Below are 24,184 nucleotides of genomic sequence, written 5' to 3'. Positions count from 1 at the left end.
CATGGGAATGCGTGATTTCCTCGACAAGATCGAGCACAACTTCGAGAAGGGCGGCAAGTACGAGAAGTGGTACGCCCTCTACGAGGCCGTGGACACCTTCTTCTATCGCCCCGGCAGCGTGACCAAGACCACCGCCCACGTGCGCGACGGCATCGACCTCAAGCGCATGATGATCACCGTCTGGCTGTGCACCTTCCCGGCGATGTTCTTCGGCATGTGGAACGTCGGCCACCAGGCCAACCTGGTCTTCGCCCAGAGCCCCGAGCTGCTGGCGGCGCAGGATGGCTGGCGCTTCAGCCTGATCGGCGCGCTGGCCGGCTTCGACCCGGGCAGCCTGTGGGACTGCTTCATCCAGGGCGCGGCCTGGTTCCTGCCGATCTACCTGGTGACCTTCATCGTCGGCGGCTTCTGGGAAGTGCTGTTCGCTTCCATCCGTCGCCACGAGGTCAACGAAGGCTTCTTCGTCACCTCGGTGCTGTTCGCCCTGATCCTGCCGCCGACCATCCCGCTGTGGCAGGTCGCGCTGGGCATCAGCTTCGGCGTGGTGATCGGCAAGGAAGTGTTCGGCGGCACCGGCAAGAACTTCCTCAACCCGGCCCTGGTCGGCCGCGCCTTCCTGTTCTTCGCCTACCCGGCGCAGATCTCCGGCGACGGCGTGTGGACCGCGGTGGACGGCTTCGCCGGCGCCACCAGCCTGAGCCTGGCCGCCGCCGGCGGCGTCGAGGCGATCGCCAGCCAGGGCATCACCTGGATGGATGCCTTCCTCGGCTTCGAGCACGGCTCGATCGGCGAGACCAGCACCCTGGCCATCCTGCTCGGCGGCGCCGTGCTGCTGCTGACCAAGATCGCCGCCTGGCGCATCGTCGCCGGCGTGATGCTCGGCATGATCGCCACCAGCACCCTGTTCAACGTCATCGGCTCGGACACCAACCCGCTGTTCGCCATGCCCTGGTACTGGCACCTGGTGGTCGGCGGCTTCGCCTTCGCCATGGTGTTCATGGCCACCGACCCGGTCTCGGCGTCGATGACCAACACCGGCAAGTGGCTGTTCGGCGCGCTGATCGGCCTGATGGTGGTGCTGATCCGCGTGGTCAACCCGGCCTTCCCGGAAGGCATGATGCTGGCGATCCTGTTCGCCAACCTGTTTGCACCGCTGATCGACCACTTCGTCGTTCAGGCCAATATCAAGCGGAGGCTGGCACGCAATGTCTAGTCAAAAGGAATCCACCGTCCGCACCCTCATGGTGGCGCTGGTGGTCTGCCTGGTGTGCTCGGTGTTCGTCGCCGGCGCGGCCGTGGCACTGAAACCGACCCAGGTCGAGAACCGCCAGCTGGACAAGCAGCGCAGCATCCTGGCCATCGCCGGCCTGGGTGAGGCCGAGATGTCCGGCAAGCAGGTCAAGCAGCTGTTCGCCGAGCGCATCCGCGCCCGCGTGGTCGATCTGCAGACCGGCAAGTTCAGCGACGCCCAGGATGCGGCGACCTTCGATCCGCTCAAGGCAGCCAAGGATCCCAAGCTGTCCGACGCCCTCACCGGCGCCCAGGACATCGCCTCGATCAAGCGCCGCGAGCGCTTCACCACCGTGTATCTGGTGGAGACCGACGGCCAGCTGGAAACCCTGATCCTGCCGGTGCGCGGCTACGGCCTGTGGTCGACCCTGCACGGCTTCATGGCGGTCAAGGGCGACCTCAACACCGTGGCCGGCTTCGGTTTCTACCAGCACGCCGAGACCCCGGGTCTGGGCGGCGAGGTGGACAACCCGAAGTGGAAGGCGCTGTGGCTGGGCAAGACCCTGTTCAGCGAGCAGGGCGAGCTGGCTGTCGAAATCGTCAAGGGCACGGTCGATGCGCAGAGCCCCAAGGCCACCCATCAGGTGGACGGCCTGGCTGGCGCGACCCTGACCAGCAAGGGCGTGCACAACCTGCTGCAGTTCTGGCTGGGCCGGGACGGCTTCGGTCCCTTCATTGCTAACCTGCGTGCCGGGGAGGCCTGATCATGTCCAAACCCACAATCAAGGAAGTCCTGCTCAACCCCATCGTCCACAACAACCCGATCGGTCTGCAGATCCTCGGCATCTGTTCGGCGCTGGCGGTGACCTCCAACCTGAAGACCGCGCTGGTGATGTCGATCGCCCTGACCCTGGTGACCGGCTTCTCCAACCTGTTCATCTCGCTGGTGCGCAGCCAGATCCCCAGCTCGATCCGCATGATCGTGCAGATGGTGATCATCGCCTCGCTGGTGATCGTGGTCGACCAGGTGCTCAAGGCCTATGCCTTCAGCCTGGCCAAGCAGCTGTCGGTGTTCGTCGGCCTGATCATCACCAACTGCATCGTGATGGGCCGCGCCGAAGCCTTCGCCATGGCCAACCCGCCGGTGCTGTCGTTCTTCGACGGCATCGGCAACGGCCTGGGCTACAGCGCCATGCTGATCATCCTCGGCGTGGTCCGCGAGCTGTTCGGCTCCGGCAAGCTGCTCGGCTTCGAGATCATCCCGGTGATCAACGACGGCGGCTGGTATCAGCCCAACGGCCTGCTGCTGCTGCCGCCCTCGGCGTTCTTCCTGATCGGCCTGATCATCTGGGGCCTGCGCACCTGGAAGACCGCCCAGGTCGAGAAGCCCAGCTACAAGATGGCTCCGCACGTTAGCAAGGAGGCCTACTGATGGAACACTACATCAGCCTGTTCGTGAAGGCCGTGTTCGTGGAGAACATGGCGCTGGCCTTCTTCCTCGGCATGTGCACCTTCATCGCCATTTCCAAGAAGGTGGAGACGGCGATCGGCCTCGGCATCGCCGTGGTGGTGGTACAGACCATCACCGTGCCGGCCAACAACCTGCTGTACACCTACCTGCTCAAGGAAGGTGCGCTGGCCTGGGCCGGCCTGCCGGACGTCGATCTCAGCTTCCTCGGCCTGCTCAGCTACATCGGCGTGATCGCCGCCATCGTGCAGATCCTCGAGATGCTGCTGGACAAGTACGTGCCCTCGCTCTACAACGCGCTGGGCGTGTTCCTGCCGCTGATCACGGTGAACTGCGCGATCATGGCCGGCTCGCTGTTCATGGTCGAACGTGACTACAACCTCTCGGAAAGCGTGGTCTACGGCCTGGGCTCGGGCTTCTCCTGGGCGCTGGCGATCGCCGTGCTCGCCGGTGTGCGCGAGAAGCTCAAGTACAGTGACGTGCCCGCCGGCCTGCAGGGGCTGGGCATCACCTTCATCACCATCGGCCTGATGTCGCTGGGCTTCATGTCGTTCTCCGGCGTGCAGCTCTAAGGAAGGGAAGAACAGATGAACTATGAAATCTTCCTCGCCATCGGCATGTTCACCGCCATCGTGCTGGCGCTGGTGGTCATCATCCTGATGGCCCGCGCCAAGCTGGTGTCCAGCGGCGACGTGAACATTCTCATCAACGGCGAGCGCACCATCACCGTACCGGCCGGCGGCAAGCTGCTGCAGACCCTGGCCGCCAACAACATCTTCCTGTCCTCCGCCTGCGGCGGCGGCGGCACCTGCGCCCAGTGCAAGTGCATCGTCGAGTCGGGCGGCGGCGAGATGCTGCCGACCGAGGAGTCGCACTTCACCAAGCGCGAGGCCAAGGCCGGCTGGCGCCTGTCCTGCCAGACCCCGGTCAAGCAGGACATGCACATCGAGGTGCCGGAAGAAGTCTTCGGCGTGAAGAAGTGGGAATGCACGGTGGAGTCCAATCCCAACGTGGCCACCTTCATCAAGGAGCTGACCCTGCGCCTGCCGGACGGCGAGAGCGTGGACTTCCGCGCCGGCGGCTACGTGCAGCTGGAGTGCCCGCCGCACGTGGTCAACTACAAGGACTTCGACATCCAGCCCGAGTACCGCGGCGACTGGGACAAGTTCAACATGTGGCGTTTCGTGTCGAAGGTGGACGAGCCGACCATTCGCGCCTACTCCATGGCGAACTACCCGGAAGAGAAGGGCATCGTCAAGTTCAACATCCGCATCGCCTCGCCGCCGCCGGGCAAGGACGACATCCCGCCGGGCAAGATGTCCTCCTACGTGTTCAACCTCAAGCCGGGCGACAAGATCACCGTGTACGGACCCTTCGGCGAGTTCTTCGCCAAGGACACCGACAACGAGATGGTGTTCATCGGCGGCGGCGCGGGCATGGCGCCGATGCGCTCGCACATCTTCGATCAGCTCAAGCGCCTGAAGTCCACGCGCAAGATGAGCTTCTGGTACGGCGCGCGCTCGATGCGCGAGGCGTTCTACGTCGAGGAGTACGACCAGCTGCAGGCCGAGAACCCGAACTTCCAGTGGCACCTGGCGCTGTCCGACCCGCAGCCCGAGGACAACTGGACCGGCCTCACCGGCTTCATCCACAACGTGCTCTACGAGAACTACCTGAAGGACCATCCGGCGCCCGAGGACTGCGAGTTCTACATGTGCGGTCCGCCGATGATGAACGCCGCGGTGATCAAGATGCTGCTCGACCTGGGCGTGGAGCGGGAGAACATCCTGCTCGACGACTTCGGCGGCTAGTGTCGATGTCGCTAGTGCGTCTCCTGCAGCCCGTCATCGCTGTCGCCTGTGCGGCAGCGCTGGCGGGCTGCCAGTTTTCCGACCCGCTGGAGTCCTTCGGCGGGCCGACCATGGGCAGCACCTATTCGGTCAAGTACGTGCGCGGCGACGGCGTCGCCGATGCGCAGGCCCTGCAGGCCGGCGTCGAGACGATCCTCGCCGAGGTCGACCAGCAGATGTCCACCTACCGCGACGACTCGCTGATCGAGCGCTTCAACCGCGCGCCGGCGGGTACCTGCCAGGCCATGCCGGCGGACGTGCTGGAGCTGGTGCGCCTGGGCGAGGGCCTGTCGCTGCAGAGCGACGGCGCCTTCGACCTGACCATCGAGCCGCTGCTCAACCTGTGGGGCTTCGGGCCCCAGTCGCGCGCCGAGCAGGTGCCCAGTGCCGAGGCGATCGCCGAGGCGCGCCAGCGCATTGGCCACCAGCACCTGCGCATCGACGGCGAGCAGCTGTGCAAGGACGCCAAGGTCCAGGTGGACTTCAACAGCGTCGCCGCCGGCCACGCGGTGGACCGCATCGCCGCCTGGCTGGAGCAGCAGGGCGTGGCCAGCTACCTGGTGGAGGCCACCGGCGAGCTCAAGGCGCGCGGGCGCAAGCCGGACGGCACGCCCTGGCGCATCGCCATCGAGGCGCCGCGCGACGACCAGCGGGTGGCACAGAAGGTGCTGGCCCTGGATGGCTACGGCGTGTCGACCTCGGGTGACTATCGCAACTACTTCGAGGAAAATGGCCGGCGCTACTCGCACACCCTCGACCCGCGCAGCGGCGCGCCGATCACCCACCGCCTGGCGGCGGTGACCGTGCTGCATCCCAAGGCCCTGCTGGCCGATGGCCTGTCCACCCTGCTGATGGTGCTCGGTCCGGAAGAGGGCGTACGCTGGGCGGAGCGGCAGGGCATCGCGGCCTTCTTCGTGACCCGCGAGGACGAAGGCTACGTGACCCACGCAACCAAGGCTTTTGACGCGCTGACGGCAGCGCAAGGGGAACGACCATGACCTGGTTACTGGTTTTTGCGCTCATGCTGCTGGTGGTGTTCGGCATGGCGATCGGCGTGATCATGGGCCGCAAGCCCATCGCCGGCTCCTGCGGCGGCATCGCCAACCTCGGCATCGAGAAGGACGAGTGCCCGATCTGCGGCGGCGATACCCAGAAATGCGAGGAAGCCAACAGCGAGGGTGACGGCAAGCCGGGCGCGGCCCAGGCTTACGACGCGACCCGCAGCAGATGACCCCGACGGGGCAGTGACGACACTGCCCCTTTTTTATTTCCCGCCCGCCAGCGGGCCGGCCTCAGGACCGGGCTCGCGCGGCGGCGGATGTGAGGCCCGCCCGAGGCGGGCTGCAGTTTGTCCCTGAAGGAGTAGTCGATGGCTGTCTACAACTATGACGTGGTGGTGCTGGGCTCGGGCCCGGCGGGCGAGGGCGCGGCGATGAGCGCCGCCAAGAACGGACGCAAGGTGGCGGTGGTGGATAGCCGCAAGCTGGTCGGTGGCAACTGCACCCACCTCGGCACCATTCCCTCCAAGGCCCTGCGTCACTCGGTGCGGCAGATCCTGCAGTTCAACACCAACCCGATGTTCCGCCAGATCGGCGAGCCGCGCTGGTTCTCCTTCCCCGACGTGCTGAAGAGCGCCGAGCTGGTCATCGACAAGCAGGTCGCCTCGCGCACCGGCTACTACGCGCGCAACCGCGTGGACGTGTTCACCGGCACCGCCAGCTTCGCCGATGCCAACACCATCGACGTGGTGACCCACAACGGCGTGGTGGAGAAGCTGGTCACCAAGCAGGTGGTGGTCGCCACCGGCTCGCGCCCCTACCGTCCGGCCGACGTCGACTTCAGTCACCCGCGCATCTACGACAGCGACACCATCCTCACCCTCAGCCACACTCCGCGGCGGATGATCATCTACGGAGCCGGAGTGATCGGCTGCGAGTACGCGTCGATCTTCAGCGGCTTGGGCGTGCTGGTCGACCTGATCGACAACCGCGACCAGTTGCTCAGCTTCCTCGACGACGAGATCTCCGATGCGCTGAGCTACCACCTGCGCAACAACAACGTGCTGATCCGCCACAACGAGGAGTACGAGCGCATCGAGGGCCTCGACCACGGCGTGGTGCTGCATCTGAAGTCCGGCAAGAAGATCAAGGCCGACGCCCTGCTGTGGTGCAACGGTCGCACCGGCAATACCGACAAGCTGGCCCTGGAAAACGTCGGCATCGAGGCCAACAGCCGCGGGCAGATCGCCGTCGACCAGCACTACCGCACCAGCGTGGCGAACATCTACGCCGCCGGCGACGTGATCGGCTGGCCGAGCCTGGCCAGCGCCGCCTACGACCAGGGCCGTTCGGCGGCCGGCAGCATCGTCGAGGACGACAGCTGGCACTTCATCAATGACGTGCCGACCGGCATCTACACCATCCCGGAGATCAGCTCGATCGGCAAGAACGAGCAGGAGCTGACCAAGGAGAAGATTCCCTACGAGGTGGGCAAGGCCTTCTTCAAGTCGATGGCGCGTGCGCAGATATCCAACGAGCGCGTGGGCATGCTGAAGATCCTGTTCCATCGCGAGACCCTGCAGATCCTCGGCGTGCACTGCTTCGGCTACCAGGCCTCGGAGATCGTCCACATCGGTCAGGCGATCATGAACCAGAAGGGCGAGGCGAACACCATCAAGTACTTCATCAACACCACCTTCAACTACCCGACCATGGCCGAAGCCTATCGGGTGGCGGCGTTCGACGGCCTCAACCGGCTTTTTTGAGCGGCTCCGACCGGTGGCCTGAGCCGGTCGGAGACTGGCCGCTCAGCGATTCCCGAGGGTGGCGCTGGCCAAACCGGGAAAGTCTGTGATCAGGCTGTCCACGCCGAAGTCGGCGAGCCGGCGCATCAGCGCCGGCTCGTTGACCGTCCACACCGACACGTGCAGCCCCTGTTGCTGCGCCTTGCGCAACCGCTCGGGGCTGCACAGCGTCCAGTTCAGCGCCAGCAGGCCGCAGCCGTAGCGCTGCGCGACCTTCAGCGGATCCAGCCAGGCGTACTCGGCGACCAGGCCGCGGGCCAACTGCGGGGCCAGTTCCTGCAGGGCGCGCAGCACGGTGCGCGAGCTGCTGGTCACGGTGACCCGGTGGCCGAGGCCGAGCTCGCGGGTCAGTGCGGCGATCGCCTCCACGGTGCGTGCCGCACGCTCGCGCGAGGCGCTCTTGACCTCCAGCTGCCAGTGCTCGAAGTCGCAATGGGTGAACAGCGTGCGCAGGCGCGGGATCGGGCAGGGCTGCGGCCAGGCCGGGCCGCCGACGCGGGCGTCCATGCGCTCCAGTTCGGCGGCGCTGTGCGCCGCCACCTTGCCGCGCTGGCCGGTGGTGCGCCTGAGCGTCGGGTCATGGATCACCATCAGTTCGCCATCGGCGGACAGGTGCAGGTCCAGCTCGCAGCGGGTCACGCCCTGCTCGAGGCAGCGCTGGAAGCTGGCGAGGGTGTTTTCCGGGGCTTCGCCCCGCGCGCCGCGATGGCCGTAGATGAGGGTCACGACTGCTCCTTGCGCAATCAGGCTGATGCAGCCTTCTAGCATGCCGCCGCCGCTTTGGGGAGAGGTCGGGGTCGCCGTCGGTGCGTGGCGACCGGCGTTGCGGTAGACTGCCGCCCGTCCGGCGAACTGCCGGCCGCCGGTGTGGTCTGTAGCGAGTTCCCGCCGCCGGCGTGACAAACGGACGTCTTCCCTTCGCCCGCAAGGCAACCCGAGCATGTTCAGACCCTTACCCGTATTCATCGGCATGCGCTACACGCGTGCCAAGCGCCGCAACCACTTCATCTCGTTCATTTCCCTGACCTCGATGGTCGGCCTCGCCCTCGGCGTGCTGGTGATGATCCTGGTGCTGTCGGTGATGAACGGCTTCGACCGCGAGCTGCGCACGCGCATCCTCGGCATGGTGCCGCACGCCACCATCAGCAGCTACCAGCCGATCGATGACTGGCAGGCGCTGGCCGCCAGGGTGGCCAAGCACCCCGAGGTGGTGGCGGTGGCACCGTTCAGCCAGTTGCAGGGCATGCTCACCCACAGCGGCGGGACACAGCCGGTACTGGTCAACGCCGTGCTGCCGGAGGCCGAGAAGAACGTCTCGATCATCGACCAGCACATGGTGCAGGGCAGCCTGGAGGCTCTGAAGAGCGGCGAGTTCGGCATCGTCATCGGCGAGATCACCGCGCGGCGTTTCCGCGTCAATGTCGGCGACAAGCTGACCTTCATCCTGCCCGAGGCGTCGGTGACGCCGGCCGGGGTGTTCCCGCGGCTCAAGCGCTTCACCGTGGTCGGCGTGTTCAAGGTCGGCGCCGAGCTGGACAGCTCGCTGGCGCTGATCCACATCGGCGATGCCGCGCGGCTGTCGCGCTGGCAGGAAAACCAGGTGGAGGGTGTGCGCCTGAAGCTCAAGGATCTGTTCAAGGCGCCGCAGGTGGCCTGGGAGATCGCCACCGGCTTCAGCGAAGGCGACTACGTCGCCCGCGACTGGACGCGCAGCCACGGCAGCCTGTTCCAGGCGATCCAGATGGAGAAGACCATGATCGCCCTGCTGCTGCTGCTGATCGTCGCGGTGGCCGCGTTCAACATCATCTCCACCCTGGTGATGGTGGTGACCGACAAGAAGGCCGACATCGCCATCCTGCGCACCCTGGGGATGACCCCGCGGCAGATCATGCTGGTGTTCATGGTCCAGGGCTCGGTGATCGGCGTGGTCGGCACCCTGATCGGCGGCGTGCTCGGCGTGATCGCCGCGCTCAACGTCACCCAGTGGGTGGCGGCGCTGGAGAACCTGCTGGGGCGCAAGTTCCTCAGTTCGGACGTGTATTTCATCAACTACCTGCCGTCGCAGCTGCGCGTGGAGGATGTGGTGCTGATCTGCTCGGCCGCGCTGCTGATGAGTTTCTTTGCCACCCTGTACCCGGCCTGGCGCGCGGCGCGCACCCAGCCGGCGGAGGCCCTGCGCTATGAGTAACGACAAGGCGGTGCTGCTGTGCCGCAACCTCGGCAAGTGCTACGAAGAGGGGCCGCAGTCGGTGGAGGTGCTCAAGGGCGTCGAGCTGGCGCTGCAGCCCGGCGAGCGGGTGGCCATCGTCGGCAGCTCCGGCTCGGGCAAGACCACCCTGCTCAACCTGCTCGGCGGCCTCGATACTCCCAGCGAGGGCAGCGTCTGGCTGGCCGGCGAGGAGCTGTCGGCGCTCAACGAGAAGGCCCGCGGCCTGCTGCGCAATCGCGCCATGGGCTTCGTCTACCAGTTCCACCACCTGCTGCCGGAGTTCAATGCGCTGGAGAACGTGTGCATGCCGCTGCTGATCGGACGCATGCCGATCGGCGAGGCGCGCCAGCGGGCCACGGCGCTGCTGGAGCGGGTCGGGCTGGGGCATCGTCTGGGCCACAAGCCGGCCGAGCTTTCCGGCGGCGAGCGCCAGCGCGTGGCCATCGCCCGCGCACTGGTCAACCGGCCGGCGCTGGTGCTGCTCGACGAGCCCACCGGCAACCTCGACCAGCACACCGCGCGCGGCATCCAGGAGCTGATGCAGGAGCTGAGCACGTCGCTGCACACCGCCTTCCTGGTGGTGACCCACGACATCGCCCTGGCGCGGCAGATGGACCGCGTGCTGCGCCTGGAGGGCGGGCGGCTGGTACTGGCGGAGTAGGGGAGGGTCGGTGTCGGCCGCAGGCGGGGCTGACACCGACCGGGATCAGGAGTGACCCTGCTGGCGGCGCAGGAGCTGGCGCTTGTGCCAGCTGCGGCGTACCCACCAGCGCCAGTAGGTCATGGTCAGGCAGTAGCCGAGGATGGAGCAGATCAGGCCGGTGATCACCGAGCCGAGCAGGAACGGCTGCCACAGGGTGCTCAGCTCGTGGGTGATCCACTCCATGCTCAGGTGCTCGGGCAGGGTGATCGGTGGCACGTGCATCAGCCAGGCGCCCATCTTGTAGGTGCAGTAGAACACCGGCGGCATGGTGATGGGGTTGGTCAGCCAGACCAGACCGATGGAGATCGGCAGGTTGCCGCGCAGCGGGATGGCCAGCGAGGCGGCCAGCAGCATCTGCATCGGCAGCGGGATGAAGGCGGCGAACAGGCCCACGGCCATGGCACGAGCCACCGAGTGGCGATTGAGGTGCCAGAGGTTGGGATCGTGAATCAGTTTGCCGAGAAAGCGCAGGGATTTGTCGCCCCTGATGCGCTCCGGGTCGGGCATGTATCGCTTGAAGATTCGGCGCGGCATGGGGGCTCTCGACGGCGACTAAGCGCCGGTATTATGCACTGATTCTCCCGGTGGTGGACCGGGCGGAACAAAAATCCGGATGGACTGTCCGGGGATCTGTAACAGAATTTCAGCGGCGCGCAGCGCCGGCCGATTCAGGGATGAATCCATGCGCACGGGACTGATCGCGCTCTGTGGCGGGCTGCTGTGCCTGCGTTTCCTGCCGGCCTTGCCGCCTGCGGCGGCTCTCGTCGCGCTGGCGGTCGTGGGGGTGGCGCTGCTGCCGACCCGCGGCTATCCACTGGCGCTGTTCCTGCTCGGCCTGGGCTGGGCCTGCGGCTCGGCGCAGCTGGCGCTGGACGACCGCCTGGCCGCCGAACTGGATGGCCGGACCCTGTGGCTGCAGGGGCGGATCGTCGGTCTGCCGGAGCGGGAGGTGGGCGTTACCCGCTTCCATATCGAGCAGGCCCGCTCGCGCCGCGCAAGCCTCCCCCAGCGCCTGCGCCTGTCCTGGTACGGAGCGCCACCGCTGGCGGCCGGCGAGGTCTGGCGCCTGGCGGTGCAACTCAAGCGCCCGCGCGGTCTGGTCAATCCCCAGGGTTTCGACTACGAGGCCTGGCTGACGGCACGTCGCGTCGGCGCCACCGGCTCGGTCAAGGCCGGCGAGCGGCTGAGCGCCGCGGACGGGCCGCAAGGCTGGCGCGATCGCCTGCGCAGTGCGCTGCTGGCGGCGCCGGCACATGGTCGGGAGGGGGCCCTGGCGGCACTGGTGCTGGGCGACGGTTCGGGGCTCGGCGAAGGGGACTGGCAGGTGCTGCAGGCCACCGGCACCACCCATCTGCTGGTGATATCCGGTCAGCACGTGGCACTGCTGGCCGGTCTGCTGTATGCGCTGGTGCTCGGCCTGTTCCGCCGCGGCTGGTGGCCGCGGGGCTGGCCCTGGCTGCCCTGCGCCTGTGGCCTGGCGATGGCCGGTGCGCTCGCCTACGGCCTGCTGGCCGGCTTCGAGGTGCCGGTGCAGCGGGCCTGCGTCATGCTGGCGGTGGTGCTGTTGTGGCGCTGGCGCTTCCGCAGCCTGGGCGTCTGGCTGCCGCTGCTGGCGGCGTTGACCCTGGTGCTGGTGGTCGAGCCGCTGGCCAGCCTGCAACCGGGTTTCTGGCTGTCGTTCGGCGCGGTGGCGCTGCTGGCCTGGTGCTTCAGCGGCCGCCTGGCGCCGGCCGCCGGTTGGCGGGTGCTGCCGCGCGCGCAGTGGGCGATGACTCTCGGCCTGTTGCCGCTGCTGCTGGCGCTCGGCCTGCCGGTCAGTCTCACCGGCGCGCTGGCCAACCTGCTGGCGGTGCCCTGGGTCGGTGTCGGCGTGGTGCCGCTGGCCCTGCTCGGGACCCTGCTGCTGCCGCTACCCGGGGTGGGCAGCAGCCTGCTGTGGCTGGCCGGGCTGCAGCTCGACCTGCTGTTCGACCTGCTCGCCTGGCTCGCCGAGCTGGCGCCGGCCCGGCAGTTCGCCGCTGCGCCTGGCTGGGCGGTGCTGCTCGGGCTGGGCGGCGTCCTGCTGGCGCTGCTGCCGGCCGGGTTGCCGCTGCGCTTGTTCGGCGCCCTGATGCCGCTGCCGTTGCTGTTTCCCGCCGCGGCCGGCATTCCGAGCGGCGAGGCCGAGGTGCGCGTGCTGGATGTCGGGCAGGGGCTGGCGGTGCTGGTACGCACCAGCGCTCACGCTCTGCTGTACGACGCCGGCCCGGCCGCGCGCGGGTTCGATTCGGGAGAGAAGGTGGTGCTGCCGCTCCTGCTCAGGCAGGGCGTCGGCAGGCTCGACACGCTGCTGCTAAGCCATGCCGACCAGGATCATGCCGGCGGGGCAGGCAGCGTGCTGGCCGGTCTTCCGGCGTCCCGCCTGCTCGCCGGCGAGGCGGCGCGACAGCGTCTGCCATACGCCGTCGAGCCCTGTCGCGATGGCGAGCAGTGGCAATGGGACGCCGTGCGTTTCACCACCTGGCAGATGAGCGGCGACGGCAATGATGCGTCCTGCCTGCTGCTGGTAGAGGCGCGCGGCGAGCGGCTGCTGCTCACCGGAGACATCTCCGCGAGCGGCGAGCGCGCGTTGCTGGGCAGTGGCCGCGATCTGCGCGCCGACTGGCTGCTGGCGCCCCACCACGGCAGTCGCAGTTCGTCGTCGGCGGAGTTCATCGCCGCGGTGGCGCCGCGCGGCGTGTTGTTCTCGCGGGGCTGGAACAATGCCTTCGGCCACCCGCATCCGCAGGTGGTGGCGCGTTTTCGGGCCGCCGGCGTGCGCATCCACGACAGTGCCGCCGAGGGGGCGCTGCAGTTGTGGCTCGGCCGCCATGGGACGGTCGCCGGCGAGCGCGCGCAGGCGCGTTTCTGGCGGGAAAAATGAGAACCCAGACGGGCGGCATGGCGAGCGCGCTGTGCTAGAGTTGCGCCACTTTTTTCAGGGGGTTGTTACTGTGTGGGAATTGGTCAAAGCCGGCGGCTGGATGATGCTGCCGATCATTCTCTGTTCGATCGCGGCCATCGGCATCAGTGCCGAACGCCTGTGGACCCTGCGTCCGGCGCGGATCACCCCGCCGAACCTGCTGGGCCAGGTATGGCGCTGGATCCAGGACAAGCAGCTGGACAGCCAGAAGCTCAAGGAGCTGCGCGCCTCCTCGCCGCTGGGGGAGGTGCTGGCCGCCGGTCTCGCCAACTCCAAGCATGGTCGCGACATCATGAAGGAGTGCATCGAGGAAGCCGCTGCGCGGGTCATCCATGACCTGGAGCGCTACCTCAACGCGCTCGGCACCATCGCCGCCATCGCCCCGTTGCTCGGCCTGCTCGGCACCGTGCTGGGCATGATCGAGATCTTCAGCGGCTTCATGGGCAGCGGCATGGCCAACGCGCCGGTGCTCGCCGGCGGCATCTCCAAGGCGCTGATCACCACCGCCGCCGGTCTGTTCGTCGGCATCCCCGCGCTGTTCTTCCACCGCTACCTGCAGCGTCGCGTCGACGAGCTGGTGGTCGGCATGGAGCAGGAAGCAATCCGTCTGGTGGAAGTGGTGCAGGGCGACCGTGACGTCGATCTGGGCGAGGGCGGCAAGCGGTGAAATTCCGACGCAAACCGCGGGAGAACGTCGAGATCGGCCTGGCGCCGCTGATCGACGTGGTGTTCATCCTGCTGCTGTTCTTCGTGGTGACCACCACCTTCACCCGTGAGACCCAGCTGAAGATCGACCTGCCCGAGGCCGACAGCGCCACGCCGGTGCAGGAGACCCAGCTCAAGCAGCTGGAGATCACCATCGCCGCCGACGGCAGCTATGCGCTCAACGGCCAGCAGCTGGTGAAGAGCGACCTGGCGACCCTGAGCAGCGCGCTGCAGAAGGAGTCCGGCGGCGACAGCAGCCTGCCGCTGGTGATCAGCGCCGACGCGCGCACCCCGCACCAGGCGGTGATCACCGCCATGGACGCGGCCGGCAAGCTGGGCTTCGCGCACCTGCGCATCACCACCGTCGAAGCGCAGCCGGCCAAGCCCTGATGCGCCTGGCCGAGCGCCTCACTGCCGCCTGGTACCAGGGCCATCCGGCCCTGGTCCTGCTGCGTCCGCTGGAGGTCCTCTACCGGCGGGTGGTCGAGCGCCGCCGCGCCGACTTCCTCAGCGGGCGCAGGCCGGCCTGGCGGGCGCCGCTGCCGGTGATCGTGGTCGGCAACATCACCGTCGGCGGCACCGGCAAGACGCCGCTGATCCTCTGGCTGATCGAGCACTGCCGTGCCCGCGGCCTGCGCGTCGGCGTGGTCAGTCGCGGCTACGGCGCCACGCCGCCGAGCCTGCCGTGGCGGGTGCGCGCCGGGCAGAGTCCCGCCGAGGCCGGTGACGAGCCGCTGATGATCGTCGAGCGCAGCGGCGTGCCGCTGGTGATCGACCCCGACCGTCCCCGCGCGGTGCGGGCCCTGCTCGAGCAGGAGCCGCTGGACCTGATCCTCAGCGACGACGGCCTGCAGCACTACCGTCTGGCCCGCGATCTCGAGCTGGTGCTGATCGACGCGGCCCGCGGTCTCGGCAACCGCCGCTGCCTGCCGGCCGGGCCGCTGCGCGAGCCGCTGGAGCGCCTGGCCGCGGTGGATGCCTGCCTGGTCAACGGTGCTGCCGGTGACGGCGCGGCAGGCTTCGCCTTCAACCTGCGCCCGAGTGCGCTGGTCAACCTGGCCAGCGGCGAGCGTCGCCCGCTGGATCATCTGCCGGCAGGGCAGGCGGTCCACGCGGTGGCCGGCATCGGCAACCCGCAGCGTTTCTTCGCGACCCTCGAGGCGCTACACTGGCGCCCGGTTCCGCATCCCTTCGCCGACCACGCGGCCTACTGCCCCGAGGATCTGCGCTTCGCCCCGGCCCTGCCGCTGCTGATGACCGAAAAGGATGCGGTGAAATGCCGGGGATTCGCCGCCGCAGACTGGTGGTATCTGGCGGTCGATGGCCAGCCATCGCCGGCCTTCGTGGCCTGGTTCGACGGTCAGCTCGAGCGCCTGTTGCCGCGTTGATGCGCGCGGGTCCCCCCAGATTCCTCTGCCTGGAGCGGACCATGGACCCCAAACTGCTCGACATTCTCGCCTGCCCGCTGTGCAAGGGCCCCCTCAAGCTCAGTGACGACAAGTCCGAGCTGATCTGCAGGGCCGACGCCCTGGCCTTCCCGGTGCGCGACGGCATCCCGGTGATGCTGGAGAGCGAGGCGCGCACCCTGACCGTCGACGAGCGCCTGGACAAATGAGCGTGGACTTCGTCGTCGTCATTCCTGCCCGCTACGCCTCCACCCGCCTGCCTGGCAAGCCGCTGCAGGACATCGCCGGCAAGCCGATGATCCAGCACGTCTGGGAGCAGGCGAAGAAGAGCGCCGCGACCCGCGTGGTGGTGGCTACCGACGATGCGCGCATCGTCGAGGCCTGCCAGGCGTTCGGCGCCGAGGTGCTGCTGACGCGTGCCGACCACAACTCCGGCACCGACCGCCTGGCCGAGGTGGCCGGCCAGCTCGGTTTGGCCGACCAGGCCATCGTGGTCAACGTGCAGGGCGACGAGCCGCTGATTCCGCCGGCGATCATCGACCAGGTGGCCGCCAACCTGGCCGCCCATGCCGAGGCCGGCATCGCCACCCTGGCCGAGCCGATCCATGATGCAGCGCTGCTGTTCAATCCCAACGTGGTCAAGCTGGTCACCGACGCCAGCGGCCTGGCGCTGACCTTCAGCCGTGCACCGCTGCCCTGGGCGCGCGATGCCTTCGCCGCGGAGCGCGGGCAGTTGCCTGAGGGCGTGCCGTTCCGTCGTCACATCGGCATCTACGCCTACCGCGCCGGCTTCCTCCACGACTTCGTCGCCTGGGGCCCGTGCTGGCTGGAGGACACCGAGTGCCTGGAGCAGCTGCGTGCCCTCTGGCACGGCGTACGCATCCATGTCGCCGACGCCCTCGAGGCGCCGCCGGCCGGCGTCGACACCCCGGAAGACCTGCAGCGTGTCCGCCAGCTGCTGGGAGCCTGACGTGTGCCTGCTGTTCGTCTGTCTTGGCAACATCTGCCGCTCGCCGACCGCCGAGGGGGTGATGCGCCACAAGCTGCAGCTGGCCGGCCTCGCCGACCGGGTGCAGGTGGATTCCGCCGGCACCGGCGCCTGGCACGTCGGCAAGGCGCCCGACCCGCGCACCTGCGCCGCCGCCGAGCAGCGCGGCTACCGCCTGCACGAGCTGCGTGCCCGCCAGGTGCAGGCCGAGGACTTCGCCCGTTTCGACTGGGTTCTCGCCATGGATCACGACAACCTGCGCGAGCTGTGCCGCCTGCGCCCGCCCCAGGGCGATGCCGAGCTGGACCTGTTCCTGCGCCGCGGCGGCCTGGCCGAGCACGAGGTGCCCGACCCCTACTACGGCGGTGCCGGCGGCTTCGAGCAGGTGCTTGACCTGGTCGAGCTGGCCTGCGACCGACTGATCGAACAGATCCGGGAGCGCCTGTGAGCCTGACCATTCATGAGCATTACTCGCTGAAGGCCTGCAACACCTTCGGCGTCGACGTCGCGGCGCGCTGGTTCGCCGAGGCGCATGACGAGGCCGAGGTGCGCCAGGCGCTGGCGGCCGCCACCGCGCAGGGCGCCGAGCTGCTGGTGATCGGCGGCGGCAGCAACCTGCTGCTGACCGCCGATCTGGAGGCCTTCGTGCTGCGCATGGCCAGTCGCGGCCGGCGCCTGCTGGGCGAGGCGGGCGGTCAGGTGCTGGTCGAGGCCGAGGCCGGCGAGCCCTGGCATCCCTTCGTGCTCTGGACCCTGGAGCAGGGCCTGGCCGGCCTGGAGAACCTCAGTCTGATTCCCGGCACCGTGGGCGCTGCGCCGATGCAGAACATTGGCGCCTACGGTGTCGAGCTCAAGGACGTGCTGCACAGCCTGGTCGCCCTGGATCGCCTGAGCGGCGAGCTGCGCGAGTTCCAGGCCGGGGAGTGCGAATTCGCCTACCGCGACAGCCGCTTCAAGCGCGAGAGCGGCCGCTGGCTGATCCTGCGCGTGCGCTTCGCCCTGAGCCGTGCGGCGGCCCTGCATCTGGATTACGGCCCGCTGCGCCAGCGCCTGCAGGTGCAGGGCATTGCCCAGCCGACGGCGCTGGACGTCAGTCGGGCAGTCTGCGCCATCCGCGCGGAAAAGCTGCCTGATCCGCAAGTGCTGGGCAATGCCGGCAGCTTCTTCAAGAACCCGCTGGTGGGCGAGGGCCAGGCGGCGCAGCTGCGCGCGCAGTGGCCGGGGCTGGTCAGCTATCCCGCTGGCGAAGGACTGGTGAAGCTGGCGGCCGGCTGGCTGATCGAGCAGGCCGGCTGGAAGGGGCATCGCGACGGCGATGCCGGGGTGCATGCCCTGCAGGCGCTGGTGCTGGTCAATTACGGCCGGGCCAGCGGGTGCGAGCTGCTGGCGCTGGCGCAGCGCATCCAGGCGGATATCCGCAGCCGTTTCGGTGTCGAGCTGGAGATCGAGCCGGTCGTCCGCTGAGGCGTGGCTGAGGGGCCTGTCGCCGGCCTTGTCTTCCAGTCGCCAGACAAACAAAAAGGGGGAATGCCAAGGCATTCCCCCTTTTTGCTGGGCGCTGCCCGGGCCGTCAGGCCTGGGGCTTGCGCTCCTCCTCGGGCTGGCTGACCGGAGCGGTCTCGACGCTCACCGCTTCGGCTGTCGGTTGGGCGGCTTCCGCGTCGGCTGCCGGGGCGGCCTGCGCTTCGCCCGGCTGGGTCTCGGCCTCGACAGGAGCATTCCCGGCTTCGCTGCCAGTGGCCAGCGGAGCCTCGACCGGAGTTTCGGTCGCGGCCTCAGGCGCGGTCACGGCCGGTTCGGCCTCGATCGCCGCCTGCGGGGCAGGCTCTACCTGAGCCGGGGCAGCAGCCTCCAGGGTGGCGGCGGCCTCGCGGGCCTGACGCTCGGCCTCGCGGCGGCGACGACGCTCGCGCGGATCGTTGGGCGCACGGCCACCCGCTGCAGCAGCTTCCTCGCGAGTTTCGGTCGCCGGCGCTTCGCTGTCGATCGCCTCGGCGGCGGCCTCTTGCGGCTGGGCGGCTGCGACGGTCTCGATGGCCTGTGCAGTCTCGACGACCGGCAGGGGTTCGCTGACCGCTACGGCGGCCTGGTCGTCCTCCATCGCGGCGGGTGTTGCGCTGACGGCTTCCTCGGCAGCGGCCTCCACGGCCACCGCCGCGGCGATGGCGGTAGCGACGGTCGGTGCGACGGCTTCGCCTGCGGCAGCAGCCGGGCTGACTTCCTCGACGGTCAGTTCCTCGATGCCGGCTTCACGCTGGCGTTCGCGGCGGTTGCTGCGGCGACGCTGGCCACGCGAGCGGCGGCGCGGGCGTTCGCCTTCACCTTCCTGCTCGTCCTGGCCCGGCTCCTCCTCGAGTCCCTCCAGTTCCTCGGCCGCCTGCTCGGCGCTTTCCTCTTCGGGGGCCGGACGCGGCGGACGCTCGCCACGCGCCCTGCGCTCCTCGCGGCGGGTAGCACCGGCTTCCGCGGTTTCTGCCTCGACGGCGCCGGTCTCCTCGCGGGCAACGGTCTCCTCGCTTACCGGGCGTTCTTCGCGCTCCTCGCGAGGTTTGCGCTCCTCACGCGGCTGACGCTCTTCACGCGGCTGGCGTTCTTCGCGCGGCTGACGCTCCTCGCGGGGCTGGCGTTCTTCACGCGGCTGACGTTCCTCGCGGGGCTGGCGCTCCTCACGCGGCTGACGCTCCTCGCGGGGCTGGCGCTCTTCACGCGGCTGACGCTCCTCGCGGGGCTGGCGCTCTTCACGCGGCTGACGTTCCTCGCGGGGCTGGCGTTCCTCACGCGGCTTGCGCTCTTCACGCGGCTGACGCTCCTCGCGGGGCTGGCGCTCTTCACGCGGCTTGCGCTCCTCGCGCGGCTGGCGCTCGGCGCGCTCGCCATCGCGGCGACGGCTCTGCTGGCGGCCGCCACGGCGCTCCTCGCTACGCGCCGGGCGCTCGCCGGCGCTCGGCTGGGCAGGAGCTTCGGCCGCCGGCTTGGGCTCTTCCTTGCCGGCGAACAGACCGACCAGCGAGCGGATCAGGCCCTTGAACAGGCTCGGCTCGGGAGTGGGGTGGGCCGCCTGCGGTGCCGGGGTCGGTGCCGGGGCGGCAGGCGCTTCCACCGCCTGCGGTGCCGGACGCTCGTGGGTGACGGTCTTCACCGCTGCCTCCTGGCGCACCAGGGTGCGGGTGGCGGCGACCGGCTGGACTTCCTCGACCTCGGTCGGGGTCATCTCGTAGCTGGACTGGCCGACCAGCGCTTCCGGGCTGTCGTCGCGCAGGCGCTGCACTTCGAAATGCGGGGTTTCCAGATGGTCGTTGGGCAGGATGACGATGCGTGCACGGGTGCGCAGCTCGATCTTGGTGATGGCGTTGCGCTTCTCGTTGAGCAGGAAGGCGGCCACCGGGATCGGCACCTGGGCGCGGACCTCGGCGGTGCGGTCCTTGAGCGCTTCTTCCTCGATCAGGCGCAGGATGGCCAGCGACAGCGACTCGACGTCACGGATGATGCCCTGGCCGTTGCAGCGCGGGCAGACCACGCCGCTGGTCTCGCCGAGCGACGGGCGCAGGCGCTGACGGGACATCTCCAGCAGGCCGAAGCGCGAGATGCGGCCGACCTGGACGCGGGCGCGGTCGGCCTCGAGGCATTCGCGCACGCGGTCCTCGACGGCGCGCTGGTTCTTCGCCGGGGTCATGTCGATGAAGTCGATGACGATCAGGCCGCCGATGTCGCGCAGGCGCAGCTGGCGGGCGATTTCCTCGGCCGCTTCCAGGTTGGTCTGCAGCGCGGTTTCCTCGATGTCGCTGCCCTTGGTGGCGCGCGCCGAGTTGATGTCGATGGACACCAGCGCCTCGGTCGGGTCGATGACGATGGAGCCGCCCGACGGCAGCTTCACTTCACGCTGGAAGGCGGTCTCGATCTGGCTCTCGATCTGGAAGCGGTTGAACAGCGGCACGCTGTCCTGGTACAGCTTGATCTTGCTGGCGTACTGCGGCATCACCTGCTGGATGAAGTTCAGCGCCTCTTCCTGGGCCTCGATGCTGTCGACCAGCACTTCGCCGATGTCCTGGCGCAGGTAGTCGCGGATGGCGCGGATGATGACGTTGCTTTCCTGATAGATCAGGAAGGGCGCGGCACGACCCTGCGAGGCTTCCTTGATCGCGGTCCACAGCTGCACCAGGTAGTCGAGGTCCCACTGCAGTTCCTCGCTGGAACGGCCGAGGCCTGCGGTGCGCACGATCAGGCCCATGTCGCCCGGGGCGTTGAGGCCGTTGAGCGCCTCGCGCAGTTCGTTGCGCTCCTCGCCCTCGATGCGGCGGGAAATGCCGCCGGCGCGCGGGTTGTTGGGCATCAGCACCAGGTAGCGGCCGGCCAGGCTGATGAAGGTGGTCAGTGCCGCGCCCTTGTTGCCGCGCTCTTCCTTCTCGACCTGGACGATGACTTCCTGGCCTTCCTTGAGCACGTCCTTGATGTTGACGCGACCCTCGGGGGCCTTGATGAAGTATTCGCGGGAGATTTCCTTGAGCGGCAGGAAGCCGTGGCGCTCGGCGCCGAAATCGACGAAGGCGGCCTCGAGGCTGGGTTCGACGCGGGTAATGCGGCCCTTGTAGATGTTGGCCTTCTTCTGCTGGCGAGCGCCCGACTCGATGTCGAGGTCGAACAGGCGTTGGCCGTCGACCAGGGCAACACGCAACTCTTCGGGCTGAGTTGCGTTGATCAGCATTCTTTTCATGTAGTACCAATGGTTTCCGGGCTGCCGGAAACGGCGGTTGGCACGCACGACTCTCGTGGTCGGTGTCAGGTGCGCCGGGAACGGTCTGGCCGTTGCCCTTGTCAAGCCTCGCAGGCGATTGGGCCTGCGCGCGACTGGCGGCTCCTGCTAACTGTGGGTACAGAAGCACTCATTCAGGAGGAGGAATCAAACAACGCTGCGGACGATCAAGGCGTCTGGAAAGTCGAGTGCTACGCAGTCCGTCGTTTGTGCATCTCCGCCCTGCACGTATTCCCTGAGAATCGGGGTGCCGCTCGCTGAATCCGTAGCGGGTTAGCATTTGCGCGAAACGCCGGGCGTTTCGCACCTCATGTGTCTCAAGGCCTGGTTTTCCGAGTCGCCATGAATGCTTGCGCGGGCGACCCGTCGGACGGCCTGGCGTCCAGTGATTGTGTGTCCGGCGGCAGGCAGTCTGCCTTGCGTTCGCGCGGAGTGCCGCTTTTGACGGCTGCCGGAATATAGCAGCAATCATTAAATGCTTCAATTCAGGGAAAAATTGCTATGATTCGCGCATGACAACTCCCTCGCAAATCTCCACCGGCGTCCAGCTGCTCGAAGTGCAGCCGGAACTCGCCGGACAACGCATCGACAACTTCCTCCGGGCCCAGTTGAAAGGTGTTCCCAAGACCCTGATCTACCGCATCCTGCGCAAGGGCGAGGTGCGGGTGAACAAGGGGCGGATCAAGCCCGAGTACAAGCTGCAGGCTGGCGATGTGGTGCGCGTGCCGCCGCTGCGCGTGGCCGAGCGCGACGAGCCCGAGCCGCTGGCCCAGGGGCTGCTGCAGCGCCTCGAGGCGGCCATCGTCTACGAGGACAAGGCGCTGATCGTGCTGAACAAGCCGGCCGGCATCGCCGTGCACGGCGGCAGCGGGCTGAACTACGGGGTGATCGAGGCGTTCCGCCAGCTGCGCCCGGAGGTCAAGGACATCGAGCTGGTGCATCGTCTGGATCGCGACACCTCGGGGCTTTTGATGATCGCCAAGAAGCGCAGCATGCTGCGCCACCTGCACGAGGCGCTGCGCGGCGATGGCGTCGACAAGCGCTATCTGGCGCTGGTGCGCGGCAGTTGGCCGACCTCGAAGAAAAAGGTCAGCGCGCCGCTGCTGAAGAACAACCTGCGCTCGGGCGAGCGTATGGTCGAGGTCAATCCCGAGGGCAAGGACGCGCTGACCGAGTTCCGCGTGGTGCGCCGCTTCGGCGACTTCGCCACCCTGGTCGAGGCCAGTCCGATCACCGGGCGCACGCACCAGATCCGCGTGCACGCCAAGCATGCCGGTCATTCGATCGCCGGCGACAGCAAGTACGGCGACGACGACTTCACCCGCGAGATCCGCGAGCTGGGCGGCAAGCGCCTGTTCCTGCATGCCCATGCGCTGCGTGTGACCCTGCCCGACGGCGAGGTGCTGGCGCTGGAGGCGCCGGTGGACGAGGTGTGGGCGCAGACCCTGGAGCGCCTGGATGCCTGACTACCAGCTGCTGGTGTTCGACTGGGACGGTACGCTGGTCGACTCCGTGGCGCGGATCGTCGAGTCGATGCGCGCAGCGGCCGATGCCTGCGGCCTGCCGCAGTTGGACGAGGTGGCCATTCGCGGCATCATCGGTCTCGGTCTGCCGGAGGCGATCCGTGCCTTGTATCCCGCGCTGGAGAGCGAGGCGGACATCGCCGTATTCCGTCAGGTCTACAGCGACCATTATCTGTGCCTGGAAAGCACGCCGTCGCCGCTGTTCGACGGCGTGCTGGAGTCGTTGCTGGCGTTCCGTGCGCAGGGCTATCGCCTGGCGGTGGCCACCGGCAAGAGTCGGCGCGGTCTGGACCGGGTGCTGGCCGGGCATGGCTGGCTGGACTTCTTCGATATCACCCGCTGCGCCGACGAGACGGCGAGCAAGCCCGATCCGCGCATGCTGCACGAGATCCTCGCGCACTGCGGGGTGGCGCCGGCGCAGGCGCTGATGGTCGGCGATTCGCCCTTCGATCTGCTGATGGCGCACAATGCCGGCATGACCGCGGTGGCGGTGGGATACGGTGCGCAGCCGTTGACGGTGCTGCAGGAGTATCGTCCGCACCTGGCCATCGAGCGCTTTGCCGGCCTCGGGCAGTGGCTGGGGCAGGAGTGCAATCGCGAGAGAAGGGAGGTTGGCGAGCATGCAGTCGGATGAATGGAAAGCGGTGGCGGCTTCGGGTGACGAAAAGACCTGGAAGCTGCTGGAGAAGGCGGTGCTGGCCGGAGTGGTCGAGCAGCGCCGGGCGCGGCGCTGGGGCATCTTCTTCAAGAGTCTCGGCTTTCTCTACGTGTTCGGGGCGCTGTTCCTGTTCTCGCCCTGGGCGAGTCTGGACAGGGCGGCGGCGCTCAAGTCGCACACGGGGCTGATCGATGTGCGTGGGGTGATCGCCGACGAGGAGCGGGCCAGTGCCGACAATATCGTCGGCAGCCTGCGTGCGGCCTTCAAGGACAAGAACACCCGGGCCGTGGTCCTGCGCATCAACAGTCCGGGCGGCAGCCCGGTGCAGTCGGGCTACATCTACGACGAAATCCGTCGCCTGCGCGGCGAGCACCCGGACATCAAGCTGTATGCGGTGATCACCGATCTCGGTGCCTCCGGCGCCTACTACATCGCCAGTGCGGCCGATGCCATCTATGCCGACAAGGCCAGTCTGGTCGGCTCCATCGGGGTGACCGCCTCGGGCTTCGGCTTCGTCGAGGCGATGCAGAAGCTGGGCGTGGAGCGGCGCACCTATACCTCTGGGGAGCACAAGACCTTCCTCGATCCGTTCGTGCCGCAGAAGGAGGAGGAAACCCGTTTCTGGGGTACGGTGCTGGATACCACCCACAAGCAGTTCATCGCCAGCGTCAAGCAGGGGCGTGGCGAGCGTCTGAAGGATCGGGAGCATCCGGAGCTGTTCTCCGGCCTGGTCTGGTCCGGCGAGCAGGCTCTCGAGCTGGGGCTGATCGACGGTCTGGGCAGTGCCGGCTACGTGGCGCGCGAGGTGGTCGGCGAGAAGAATCTGGTCGACTTCACCGAGAAGGAGTCGCCGATCGACCGCTTCGCCAAGAAGCTCGGCGCAGGCGTCGCCGAGCAGGTCTCGCTGTGGGTGGGCTGGCGTGCCCCGGCGCTGCACTGAGCGGCCGGGG

At 68.2% G+C, this 24,184-nt stretch carries 24 protein-coding genes; 21 read left to right on the top strand and 3 right to left on the bottom strand.

What is annotated here, in order from left to right; all coding sequences use genetic code 11:
• Position 1 precedes the first annotated feature (1 nt).
• From E5198_RS04780 to sthA, 8 genes are all read left to right on the top strand, one after another.
• Positions 2-1,213, top strand: coding sequence for an NADH:ubiquinone reductase (Na(+)-transporting) subunit B (locus E5198_RS04780; RefSeq protein WP_136488874.1), 1,212 nt, complete (start codon positions 2-4; stop codon positions 1,211-1,213).
• Entirely contained in the window at positions 1,206-1,994 is a 789-nt protein-coding gene (locus E5198_RS04775) for a Na(+)-translocating NADH-quinone reductase subunit C (protein ID WP_136488873.1), read from the top strand. The genes E5198_RS04780 and E5198_RS04775 overlap by 8 nt, the downstream gene beginning before the upstream one ends.
• Before the next feature lie 2 nt (positions 1,995-1,996).
• Positions 1,997-2,662: an NADH:ubiquinone reductase (Na(+)-transporting) subunit D gene (locus tag E5198_RS04770; RefSeq protein ID WP_136488872.1), complete on the top strand. Its 666-nt coding sequence runs from the start codon at positions 1,997-1,999 to the stop codon at positions 2,660-2,662.
• Positions 2,662-3,270, top strand: a complete 609-nt coding sequence (nqrE, locus tag E5198_RS04765; RefSeq protein WP_136488871.1) for an NADH:ubiquinone reductase (Na(+)-transporting) subunit E — start codon at positions 2,662-2,664, stop codon at positions 3,268-3,270. Before E5198_RS04770 ends, nqrE begins: the two co-directional genes overlap by 1 nt.
• 15 nt (positions 3,271-3,285) lie before the next feature.
• Positions 3,286-4,509, top strand: a complete 1,224-nt coding sequence (gene nqrF, locus E5198_RS04760; protein WP_136488870.1) for an NADH:ubiquinone reductase (Na(+)-transporting) subunit F — start codon at positions 3,286-3,288, stop codon at positions 4,507-4,509.
• A 5-nt stretch (positions 4,510-4,514) separates the two neighbouring features.
• Positions 4,515-5,546, top strand: a complete 1,032-nt coding sequence (locus E5198_RS04755; RefSeq protein WP_136488869.1) for an FAD:protein FMN transferase — start codon at positions 4,515-4,517, stop codon at positions 5,544-5,546.
• The gene (gene nqrM / locus E5198_RS04750) at positions 5,543-5,779 is read left to right on the top strand and encodes a (Na+)-NQR maturation NqrM (RefSeq protein ID WP_136488868.1); all 237 of its coding nucleotides are present in this window, start codon (positions 5,543-5,545) and stop codon (positions 5,777-5,779) included. Before E5198_RS04755 ends, nqrM begins: the two co-directional genes overlap by 4 nt.
• Before the next feature lie 138 nt (positions 5,780-5,917).
• On the top strand, positions 5,918-7,312 hold the full coding sequence (sthA, locus tag E5198_RS04745; protein ID WP_136488867.1) for a Si-specific NAD(P)(+) transhydrogenase: 1,395 nt from the start codon (positions 5,918-5,920) through the stop codon (positions 7,310-7,312).
• 42 nt (positions 7,313-7,354) lie between these two features.
• Here the strand turns inward: sthA and E5198_RS04740 are convergent, their stop codons facing one another.
• Positions 7,355-8,077: a glycerophosphodiester phosphodiesterase gene (locus E5198_RS04740; RefSeq protein WP_136488866.1), complete on the bottom strand. Its 723-nt coding sequence runs from the start codon at positions 8,075-8,077 to the stop codon at positions 7,355-7,357.
• Positions 8,078-8,291: 214 nt separating this feature from the next.
• Between E5198_RS04740 and E5198_RS04735 the strand changes: the two genes are divergently transcribed.
• Entirely contained in the window at positions 8,292-9,539 is a 1,248-nt protein-coding gene (locus tag E5198_RS04735) for a lipoprotein-releasing ABC transporter permease subunit (protein ID WP_136488865.1), read from the top strand.
• Complete coding sequence (lolD, locus tag E5198_RS04730) at positions 9,532-10,221, top strand: lipoprotein-releasing ABC transporter ATP-binding protein LolD (RefSeq protein ID WP_136488864.1); 690 nt, start codon at positions 9,532-9,534, stop codon at positions 10,219-10,221. Before E5198_RS04735 ends, lolD begins: the two co-directional genes overlap by 8 nt.
• A gap of 45 nt (positions 10,222-10,266) precedes the next feature.
• Here the strand turns inward: lolD and E5198_RS04725 are convergent, their stop codons facing one another.
• Positions 10,267-10,797 carry a DUF2062 domain-containing protein gene (locus E5198_RS04725; RefSeq protein ID WP_136488863.1) on the bottom strand — a complete coding sequence of 177 codons (531 nt, stop codon included), beginning with the start codon at positions 10,795-10,797 and terminating at the stop codon, positions 10,267-10,269.
• Between the two features lie 148 nt (positions 10,798-10,945).
• Here E5198_RS04725 and E5198_RS04720 point away from each other — a divergent pair, with 148 nt between their 5' ends.
• The 8 genes from E5198_RS04720 (at position 10,946) to murB (ending at position 17,767) form a co-directional block, all read left to right on the top strand.
• Complete coding sequence (locus tag E5198_RS04720; RefSeq protein WP_136488862.1) at positions 10,946-13,165, top strand: DNA internalization-related competence protein ComEC/Rec2; 2,220 nt, start codon at positions 10,946-10,948, stop codon at positions 13,163-13,165.
• A 70-nt stretch (positions 13,166-13,235) separates the two neighbouring features.
• Complete coding sequence (locus E5198_RS04715) at positions 13,236-13,871, top strand: MotA/TolQ/ExbB proton channel family protein (RefSeq protein ID WP_136488861.1); 636 nt, start codon at positions 13,236-13,238, stop codon at positions 13,869-13,871.
• A complete protein-coding gene (locus tag E5198_RS04710) occupies positions 13,868-14,299 on the top strand; it encodes a biopolymer transporter ExbD (protein ID WP_136488860.1) in 432 nt (143 codons plus the stop codon). Before E5198_RS04715 ends, E5198_RS04710 begins: the two co-directional genes overlap by 4 nt.
• Positions 14,299-15,297 carry a tetraacyldisaccharide 4'-kinase gene (gene lpxK, locus E5198_RS04705; RefSeq protein ID WP_136488859.1) on the top strand — a complete coding sequence of 333 codons (999 nt, stop codon included), beginning with the start codon at positions 14,299-14,301 and terminating at the stop codon, positions 15,295-15,297. Before E5198_RS04710 ends, lpxK begins: the two co-directional genes overlap by 1 nt.
• A 41-nt stretch (positions 15,298-15,338) precedes the next feature.
• On the top strand, positions 15,339-15,524 hold the full coding sequence (locus tag E5198_RS04700; RefSeq protein ID WP_136488858.1) for a Trm112 family protein: 186 nt from the start codon (positions 15,339-15,341) through the stop codon (positions 15,522-15,524).
• The gene (kdsB, locus tag E5198_RS04695; protein WP_136488857.1) at positions 15,521-16,285 is read left to right on the top strand and encodes a 3-deoxy-manno-octulosonate cytidylyltransferase; all 765 of its coding nucleotides are present in this window, start codon (positions 15,521-15,523) and stop codon (positions 16,283-16,285) included. The genes E5198_RS04700 and kdsB overlap by 4 nt, the downstream gene beginning before the upstream one ends.
• Before the next feature lies 1 nt (position 16,286).
• On the top strand, positions 16,287-16,751 hold the full coding sequence (locus E5198_RS04690; RefSeq protein WP_136488899.1) for a low molecular weight protein-tyrosine-phosphatase: 465 nt from the start codon (positions 16,287-16,289) through the stop codon (positions 16,749-16,751).
• Complete coding sequence (gene murB / locus E5198_RS04685; RefSeq protein WP_136488856.1) at positions 16,748-17,767, top strand: UDP-N-acetylmuramate dehydrogenase; 1,020 nt, start codon at positions 16,748-16,750, stop codon at positions 17,765-17,767. The genes E5198_RS04690 and murB overlap by 4 nt, the downstream gene beginning before the upstream one ends.
• A gap of 106 nt (positions 17,768-17,873) precedes the next feature.
• On the opposite strand, the gene rne is transcribed toward murB, so the two are convergent.
• On the bottom strand, positions 17,874-21,014 hold the full coding sequence (rne, locus tag E5198_RS04680) for a ribonuclease E (protein WP_136488855.1): 3,141 nt from the start codon (positions 21,012-21,014) through the stop codon (positions 17,874-17,876).
• Positions 21,015-21,565: 551 nt separating this feature from the next.
• Between rne and rluC the strand changes: the two genes are divergently transcribed.
• Genes rluC through E5198_RS04665 form a run of 3 tightly spaced genes read left to right on the top strand, consistent with a single transcriptional unit; the run spans position 21,566 to position 24,174 of the window.
• Positions 21,566-22,519, top strand: a complete 954-nt coding sequence (gene rluC / locus E5198_RS04675; protein WP_136488854.1) for a 23S rRNA pseudouridine(955/2504/2580) synthase RluC — start codon at positions 21,566-21,568, stop codon at positions 22,517-22,519.
• Positions 22,512-23,210: an HAD-IA family hydrolase gene (locus E5198_RS04670; RefSeq protein ID WP_136488853.1), complete on the top strand. Its 699-nt coding sequence runs from the start codon at positions 22,512-22,514 to the stop codon at positions 23,208-23,210. Before rluC ends, E5198_RS04670 begins: the two co-directional genes overlap by 8 nt.
• The gene (locus E5198_RS04665; protein ID WP_136488852.1) at positions 23,197-24,174 is read left to right on the top strand and encodes a S49 family peptidase; all 978 of its coding nucleotides are present in this window, start codon (positions 23,197-23,199) and stop codon (positions 24,172-24,174) included. Before E5198_RS04670 ends, E5198_RS04665 begins: the two co-directional genes overlap by 14 nt.
• The last annotated feature ends 10 nt before the right edge of the window (positions 24,175-24,184 follow it).

Origin of the sequence: Pseudomonas sp. A-1 (assembly GCF_004801855.1) — a bacterium.
Lineage (GTDB): Bacteria > Pseudomonadota > Gammaproteobacteria > Pseudomonadales > Pseudomonadaceae > Geopseudomonas.
This window is presented reverse-complemented; position numbering and strand designations above follow the sequence as displayed.